Source organism: Phenylobacterium sp. (assembly GCF_020253645.1).
Classification (GTDB): Bacteria; Pseudomonadota; Alphaproteobacteria; order Caulobacterales; family Caulobacteraceae; genus Phenylobacterium.
In genome coordinates, this window is the sequence record NZ_JADCBG010000042.1 from 1 (window position 1) to 8,246 (window position 8,246).

Below are 8,246 nucleotides of genomic sequence, written 5' to 3' on the forward strand. Positions count from 1 at the left end.
GACGCCTGCAGCACGCCGGGGGACCCCGAAGGACGCGAATGAGCCGCAACCTCCTGCAGGCCTGGCAGGGCGCCCGGGCGCGTCTCGAAGCCGCCGGAGTCCCCGGCCCGGTCATCGACGCCCGGGTCCTGGTGGAGGCCGCCTGCGGCGTGACCCGCGCTGACATCGTCGGCGATCCCTACCGCGAGATCAGCCCTGAGAAGGCCGCCCGACTCGACGACTACCTCGAACGCCGGATCCGCCGGGAGCCCGTCAGTCACATCCTTGGACGACGCGGCTTCTGGAACATCATGCTGGGCGTGACCCCCGGCGTCCTGACGCCCCGCCCCGAGACGGAGGTCATTGTCGACCATGCCCTTCGCCTGTTCCCGGAGGGGCGTTCCCTTCGGATTCTCGACCTCGGCGTCGGCTCAGGCGCGATCCTGCTGGCCATCCTCGCCGAGCGGCCTGCTGCGCGGGGCCTGGGCGTCGATGTTTCGGAGGAGGCCCTCGCCGTCGCGCGGGAGAATGCAGCCAACCTCGGACTGGCCGGAAGGGTCGCCCTCCTGCGGGGCGACTGGACGGCGGGCCTCGCCGAGGCCGAATTCGACCTCGTGGTCTCCAATCCTCCCTACATCGCCACCGACGTCATAGAGACCCTGGACCCTGAGGTGCGGGTCTATGAGCCGCGCCTGGCCCTTGACGGCGGCGCCGACGGCCTGGACGCCTTCCGAAGGCTCGCGCCCGAGATCCTGAGGGTCCTCAAGCCCGGCGGCCGGTTCCTCGTGGAGATCGGCTACGATCAGAGAACCGCCGTCGAAACCCTGTTCCGAGGGGCCGGCGCTGTCGAGGTGGAAACCCTGCAGGACCTGTCGACCCACGACCGCGTCGTGGCGGGTGCGAAAAAGCCCTTGGAAACCGCCGTCTGAATCGCTAGACGGACTCCCGGTCTCCACTCAAACCGCCGACGCCATGGACCGCCTGACCCTCGGGATCGGGCCCCGCGCCGGCAGGCCGTTCCGTCACAAGCGAAACGCCAGGCGCCGGGTGGGAGGACAGAGAGCTCTTTTCACTTCGGATCATCTGCGTCGGGCAAGACGCAGCGGAAAAGCCAGAAGAACAGTCCGAACCCGGATGCAATTGCGGGTCGGCGGAACGGCAGGACATGAGAGATTTCAAGGGCATGAAGCGTCAGCGCGGTCGCAATCGCAGCGCCGGTGGCAAGCCCCAGCAGCACAATGCGAACCGGGCCCTGGAGTCCAACGGACCGGAGGGGGTGAAGGTCCGCGGCAACGCCCAGACGGTCTTTGAGCGCTACCAGCAGCTGGCCCGCGACGCCGCTTCGTCAGGCGACCGGGTGCTGGCCGAGAACTTTCTGCAGCACGCCGAGCATTACTTCCGGCTGATCCGGGCCATGCAGCCGACCCGGCCGGCCTCGGAAATCATCGGGCGCGACCAGTTCAACTCGGGCTTCGACGTGGATTTCGAGGAAGAGGGCGCCGAGGCCACAGAGGCCGAACCCTCCGAGCCGGAGGGTGAAACGAGGGAGCGCGGCTCCTGGCGGGATCGCGATGATCGCCGGGAGCGGTTCCGTGATCGGGACGACCGGCCGAGGGATGACCGCCAGAGGGATGACAGGCCGAGGGATGACAGGCCGAGGGAAGACAGGCCGAGGGAAGATCGCCCGCGCGAGGATCGGCCCCGTGATGATCGGCCCCGTGAAGACCGGCCCCGTGAAGACCGGCCCCGGGTGGAGCGCGCCGAAGGCAGCCGTCGTGAGCGCTGGCGCGATCGTGACGATCGCCAGGAACAGCGGAACCGTGAGGACCGTCCGGAACGGGAACGGCCGGAACGGGACAGGCCCGAGCGAGATCCCCTTGCCGTCGTGGAGCCGAGCGGCGGCCCCATCGCGCCGGTAACGGAACGTCCGCCGTCCCCGACCCTCCGGAGTGAGGATGGCTCCGAAAGCCAGGCGCCGGATTTCCTCCGTCCCCGCCGTCCGAGGGCGGAAGCTGAGGGCGAGGAGCCCAAGCCGCCCCGGCGCCGGCGTGCGCCGCGGAGCTTTGAGGGCGAGGCAAGCCCCGGCGAAGGCGCAGAACGCGCAGAGGACTGATCAGGCGCAGTTGCGCGCGCCTGGCTTCAGGTCTAGCCATGTCCCATGGCTCACGATTGCGCACATGACGAAGGTTCCGGACAGGGACTCAGCGGCCCGCGGCTCGCTGAGGCGCTCGCGGACGCGGACGCGCGTTGCGCGGCTGCCCGGGAACGCCTGACGTCACCCCGGCGGCGTGTTCTTGAGCTTCTCCTCTCCGCGGATTCGCCCCTCAAGGCCTACGACATGATCGCCGCCTTCGGGACCGATGGGGTCCCGGCGAAGCCGCCGACAGTCTACCGGGCTCTGGACTTCCTCGAGAAACAGGGCTTCGCGCACCGGATCGAAAGCCTGAACGCTTACGTGCCGTGCCGGATCCAGGGCGGCGCCCATCGAGCGGCCTTCCTGATCTGCGACTGCTGCGGTGCGGCGCGGGAGTTCGAGCCCGGCCTGGAAGCGGGCCTCTCCGCCGCCGCCGAAGCGGGGTACTCCGTCCGCAGCCTGACGCTCGAGGCCCGCGGCCTCTGCCCCGCCTGCCGCGAAGCCTGACGCGGATCTGCGGCCATGATCGAGGTCACGCCGGAGATCCTCATCCCGGAGGATGAGATCACCGAGCGCTTCGTCCGGTCAGCCGGACCCGGCGGCCAGAACGTCAACAAGGTCTCCACCGCGGTGGAGCTGCGCTTCGATGTCCGGCGCTCGCCCTCCCTGCCCAATGACGTCGCCGTCCGCCTCATGAAGCTGGCCGGCCGGCGGCTGACCCAGGACGGGGTGCTGGTGCTCAGCGTGATGACGCACCGCAGCCAGGAACGGAACCGGGCCGAAGCCCTCCAGAGGCTGGTGGACCTGGTCCGCAAGGCGGCGGAGCCGCCGCCGCCGCCCCGCAAGCGCACCCGCCCGACCCTGGCGTCCAAGGTCCGGCGGGTGGAGGGCAAGGTCCGAAGAGGCGGCGTGAAGTCGCTGAGGGGAAAGGTGCGGGGCGAGGACTGAGCCTCCAGGCCCCGCGCTCAGACCCGAGGTTGCAACCGGTTCTGACCGATATTTTCTACCCTCTTTTTGCAACTTGTTGGGAATTTTAGTCCACAAAAACTGGCAAATACGGCCAATATAGATACCTTTTTCCGTGGATTCGCGCCTATTGTTCCCTCGGCGTCCGTCTTTCGTGAACGCCCAAGAAACAGCCTGCCTCAAGGCGCGCAAAGGATCAGGCCTCCGCCGGTGTTGAGCGGTCAGGGGGTGAGCTTGTGGAGGTAAGTCGATGACGGTCACCAGTCGCATCACGCTCGACCACATCTACAATTCCGAAGGCGGTCGCGTTTTTATGACCGGCATCCAGGCGCTGGTGCGCCTACCACTGGTCCAGAGGCGACGGGATCGCGTGCGCGGTCTCAACACGGCGGGCCTCATTTCGGGGTACAGGGGCTCGCCCCTCGGCGCCTATGACCAGCAACTCTGGAAGGCCGAGCCCTATCTTCGCGACCACCAGATCCGGTTTCAGCCCGGACTGAACGAGGACCTCGCCGCAACCGCCCTCTGGGGCGCCCAGATGCACCAGGCCTACGGACCCTCCAAGGTCGATGGCGTTTTCGGCATCTGGTATGGGAAGGGCCCCGGAGTGGACCGCTGCGGCGATGTCTTCCGAAGCGCAAATGTGTTGGGCACATCGCCGCTGGGCGGCGTCCTCGCGGTCGCTGGAGACGATCATGCGGCTCAGTCTTCGGTCTTCCCGCATCAGACCGACGGAATCTTCCAGTCGACGCTCATTCCGATCCTTCAGCCTGCAAGTGTCTCCGAAATCCTTTCGCTTGGTCTGGCCGGGTTCGCACTTTCACGTCACTCCGGACTTTGGGTGGCGATGAAGACAATCGCTGAGGTTGTCGAAAGTGCAGCCAGTTTCGAGCTGCCGACCGCCTATCCCGAGTACCTGATCCCGGATCGTCCAGGTCCCCCGCACGGACTCAACTGGGATCCGCGACTTCAATGGCCTTCTCAGCGTGCAGAGCTGGAGCGCCGCCTGATCGAAGAGCGGATTCCTGCGGCGATCCGCTGGGCTGAAGCCAACCGTCTGGATTACCCGGTCATCGGCGATCACACAGCCTCGCTGTGCATTGTGACCGTCGGCAAGGCGCACCAGGACTTGATCCAGGCCCTGCGGAACCTCGGAATCGGGGACAGCGAGGCCGGAGCCTTGGGCCTGTCGGTCTACAAGGTCGCGATGAGCTGGCCGCTGGCGATTGATCCTCTGATCGCCTTCGCGCGTCAGGCGGAAGAGATCCTGGTCATCGAAGAGAAGGCCCCGATCGTCGAGGACCAGATCAAGGCCGCGCTCTTCCACCGCCGCGGACGGCCCGTCCGTGTAACAGGCAAGACCGACGATGTCGGGAGACCTCTTCTGCCGGCGGTGATGGAACTGTCACCCCTTCTGGTTGCGCAGGCGCTCGCCGGGCGCATCATCAACGACCCGGTAGGAATTGCGGCGCGCCTGGCGGCCTTGGTCGATCGCGCCAACCCTGGAGAGCGGCTCGCCTTCCCCGGACGAAAGCCGTACTTTTGTGCGGGATGTCCCCATAATCGCTCGACGCGGACCCCGGACGGCTCGATCTCCGGAGGCGGAATCGGCTGCCACGCCCTTGCTCTTTCGGTGCCCGAGCTGAAGACCTCCGTTTTCAGCCACATGGGGGGTGAGGGCGCCCAGTGGATTGGCGCCGAACCCTTTTCGGAAACCCAGCACATCTTCCAGAATCTGGGTGACGGAACCTACCAGCACTCCGGCCTGCTCGCGATCCGGGCCGCGGTGGCGGCGGACGCCAACATCACCTTCAAGATCCTCTACAATGACGCTGTCGCCATGACCGGAGGCCAGCCCGCCGAAGGCGCCATCAGTCCGTTGGGCATCTACCGTCAGCTGCTTGCAGAAGGTGTTGGAGATGTCCGGCTGGTCAGCGACGACCCGGATCGTTGGCCTGTTCTGCCAGATGGTAAGCGGGCAGCAAGCCGCGACGATCTTGAGGCGATCCAGCGTGAGTTGCGCGAGGTCCCGGGCGTCACCGCAATCCTCTACGAGCAGACCTGCGCCGCCGAGAAGCGTCGTCGCCGGAAGCGAGGTGTGCTTCCGGATCCCGGCCGACGCCTGTTCATCAACCCGCGGGTCTGCGAGGGCTGCGGGGATTGCTCGGTGCAATCAGGCTGCATGGCGATCCAGCCTCTGAAGACCGACGACGGGGTCAAGCGGCGGATTGATCAATCCGCCTGCAACATGGATTTCTCCTGCCTCGAAGGGTTCTGCCCCAGCTTCGTGGAGGTCGAAGGCGCCGCCCTGCGCAAACCTGATCCCGCCCGGACTCTCGCCCTGGAGGCGACGAAGTTCGCGGACCTGCCGGACCCCGAGCTGACGGAGCTGAAGGCGCCGGTCGACATCTACGTTGCGGGCATCGGTGGGCTCGGAGTCCTGACGGTCGGCGCGCTTCTCGGGTCTGCCGCCTATCATGACGGACTGACGGCCAGCGTGCTGGACTTCACAGGTCTCTCCCAGAAGAACGGGTCCGTTACCAGTCAGGTCCGAATTGCCGCTCCGCAGCAGTCCATTCCTGCGGTGCGCATCGGTGATGGGGAGGCCGACCTTCTGCTCGGGTGCGACGCGGTCGTCGCAGTCAGCGAAGAGGCGCTTCGAAAGTTCGCCAGCGGAAGAGCCGCTGCAGTTCTGAATACGGAAGAGACCCCGACCTCGGACTTCGTCAGTGACCGGGACAGCTCCTTACCCTTCCGGGAGATGATCGACACCGTGATGGCGCGTGCCGGCGAACGAGGGTTCGCGTTCAACGCGACCGGGATTGCCGAAGCCCTGTTCGGAGACAATCTGGCGGCCAACACGCTGATGGTCGGCTTCGCCTGGCAGAAGGGTCTCTTGCCCATGTCAGCCGCCGCCATCGATGCGGCGATCGAGGCGAATGGAACGGCCGTCGATCTGAACAGGAGGGCCTTTAGGTGGGGGCGGCTCGCCGCCATCGACCTTCATGAGGTGCAAACGCTCGCCGGCCTCATCGAACCCGGGCCGACCGGCTCACATGACCGAGGCGCCAGCCCTGTCGAACGGTACGCAGCCGAGCTGGAGCAATATCAGGACAGCGCCTATTCGGCGCAGTTTCGAAGCCTGGTGGAGATCGCCGGCGTGGCGACGGCACCGTACGGTGAAAAGGGAGCCGAACTCCTGTCCGCCATCGTTTCGAACGCCTTCAAGGTCATGGCCTACAAGGACGAGTACGAGGTCGCGCGCCTGTACAGCGAACCGCTGTTTCACGCTGCGCTCGACGGGCAGTTTTCCGGTTACCGGAGGCTGTCCGTTTATCTTGCGCCGCCCGTCCTCTCGCGCCGGGACAAGGTCACGGGTCGGCCCCGCAAGAGGAAGTTCGGCCCCTGGATGTTCCACGCGATGGCTCTGCTGGCCAAGGGCAAGCGGCTGCGTGGAACCTGGCTGGACCCCTTCGGCTATACTGCCGAGCGGAAAGCCGAACGGGCGCTCAGGGACGCCTATCTCGCGGACATCGCCTTCGGGTTGTCGCGTCTGTCACCGGAGACCCTGGATGACATGCTCGTTCTGGCCCGTCTGCCACAGGATGTGCGGGGGTTCGGTCCGGTCAAGGAAGCGGCCATGGAGCGATTTGCCGCCGCCCGCGCCGACCTTCGCGCCAGGCTGATGTGAGGCGCGCCTCCCCGAACGAGACCGGTCCATCGAATACCCTGGAGACTCTGATGTTCGACACCCATGCGGACTTTGCCGACCATGCCCTTGTCACCGTACGTCAAGAAAAGGCGAGCGGGCTGAAGGCCATCATCGCTGTGCACAACGAGAACCGCGGGCCTGCGATCGGCGGCTGCCGGATTCTTCCCTACCCCACCCTGGATGACGCGCTCCGCGACGTCCTGCGGCTTTCCCGGGGCATGACCTACAAGAACGCCATCGCAGACATTCCCTATGGCGGCGGCAAGGCGATCATCATCGCCGACCCGAGGCGGGAAAAGACCGAGACCCTGCTCGAGGCCATGGGTGATTTCGTCGAGAGCCTCGGAGGGCGCTACATTACCTCCTTCGACTCCGGCACGACCCTGGAGGACGTCCAGGTGATCGCGCGAAAGACACGCCACGCCGCCGGGTTCCTGCCCGAGGCTGGAAACGCGTCGGGCTCCACGGCGCTCGGGGTGTATCACTGCATGCGCTCGGCGGCGGGTAAGATCTGGGGTTCCGCGAGCCTGGCCGGTCGCAGGATCGCCGTTCAGGGCGTCGGCAATGTCGGCGAGCGTCTGGCCCGCATCCTGGCGCATGAAGGGGCTGAACTCGTCCTGGCGGACACCGACGCCAAGAGGGCCGAAGCCCTGGCCGCTGACATTGGCGCCCAGGTCGTCGGTGACGAGGCGATCCTGCGCGAAACCTGCGATATCCTGGCGCCCTGCGCCCTGGGCGGCGTACTGTCTTCCGCGACCATTCCGGACCTGAAGGCGAAGGCGATCGTCGGCGGCGCCAACAACCAGCTGGCCCGCCCTGAAGACGACGCCCGTCTGGCGAAAAGGGGCATACTCTATTGTCCCGACTATCTCGCGAACGCCGGCGGGATCATCAATCTGCACTATCAGAGGTCACATTGGGATCCCGCTGCGGTGGAACGGCATGTCGCCTCTCTTGGCGAGACCTTCCGTGAGGTGATCGCGCGCTCGGAAAGCGAGGGACGACCCACGGGTGAGATCGCGGATCGCATCGCAGAGGAACGCTTCGCGCGCAGGACGAAGGCGCTCGAAGGGGCGCTATAGCCCGGGCTGCCTCCGCCCGGGCGTCGGCTGAAGGTGGCGACCGGAAGCGTCGAGACATGGCGGGGCGAGGACTGAACCCCGCCCCGCTTTCGGGTCAGTGAACCTGGGGCCGGCCGATCAGCAGGCCATCCGGTCCCGTCGTCACGGCGATCACGGAGCCGTCCACCAGGTCGCCGGCCAGCAGCTTGCGGGCCACGGGGTCCACCAGGTCCTTCTGGATCACCCGCTTGAGCGGCCGGGCGCCGTAGACCGGGTCGTAGCCCTTATCGGCCATCCAGGTCATGGCCGCGTCGTCCAGCGACAGGGTCATCCGACGGTCGGCGAGCAGCCTCTCCAGGCGCTTCAGCTGAATGCGGACAATGTTGTCCATCTC

The 8,246-nt window shown here is 66.5% G+C and carries 6 protein-coding genes and 1 pseudogene; 6 read left to right on the plus strand and 1 reads right to left on the minus strand.

The features are described 5' to 3' along the window. The first annotated feature begins 38 nt into the window (after positions 1–38). The 6 genes from prmC (at position 39) to INE98_RS03425 (ending at position 7,873) form a co-directional block, all read left to right on the plus strand. On the plus strand, positions 39–908 hold the full coding sequence (gene prmC / locus INE98_RS03400) for a peptide chain release factor N(5)-glutamine methyltransferase (protein WP_293536596.1): 870 nt from the start codon (positions 39–41) through the stop codon (positions 906–908). A gap of 236 nt (positions 909–1,144) precedes the next feature. Continuing rightward, positions 1,145–2,092: a DUF4167 domain-containing protein gene (locus tag INE98_RS03405; RefSeq protein WP_293536589.1), complete on the plus strand. Its 948-nt coding sequence runs from the start codon at positions 1,145–1,147 to the stop codon at positions 2,090–2,092. Between the two features lie 45 nt (positions 2,093–2,137). Continuing rightward, a complete protein-coding gene (locus INE98_RS03410) occupies positions 2,138–2,620 on the plus strand; it encodes a Fur family transcriptional regulator (RefSeq protein WP_293536591.1) in 483 nt (160 codons plus the stop codon). A gap of 15 nt (positions 2,621–2,635) precedes the next feature. After that, a complete protein-coding gene (gene arfB, locus INE98_RS03415) occupies positions 2,636–3,061 on the plus strand; it encodes an alternative ribosome rescue aminoacyl-tRNA hydrolase ArfB (protein WP_293536592.1) in 426 nt (141 codons plus the stop codon). Positions 3,062–3,329: 268 nt separating this feature from the next. Further along, entirely contained in the window at positions 3,330–6,770 is a 3,441-nt protein-coding gene (locus INE98_RS03420; protein WP_293536594.1) for an indolepyruvate ferredoxin oxidoreductase family protein, read from the plus strand. Positions 6,771–6,820: 50 nt separating this feature from the next. Further along, entirely contained in the window at positions 6,821–7,873 is a 1,053-nt protein-coding gene (locus INE98_RS03425) for a Glu/Leu/Phe/Val dehydrogenase dimerization domain-containing protein (protein WP_293536595.1), read from the plus strand. Positions 7,874–7,967: 94 nt separating this feature from the next. Here INE98_RS03425 and INE98_RS03430 read toward each other — a convergent pair. Then, a pseudogene (locus tag INE98_RS03430) lies at positions 7,968–8,246 on the minus strand (ATP-dependent chaperone ClpB); the annotation flags it as partial.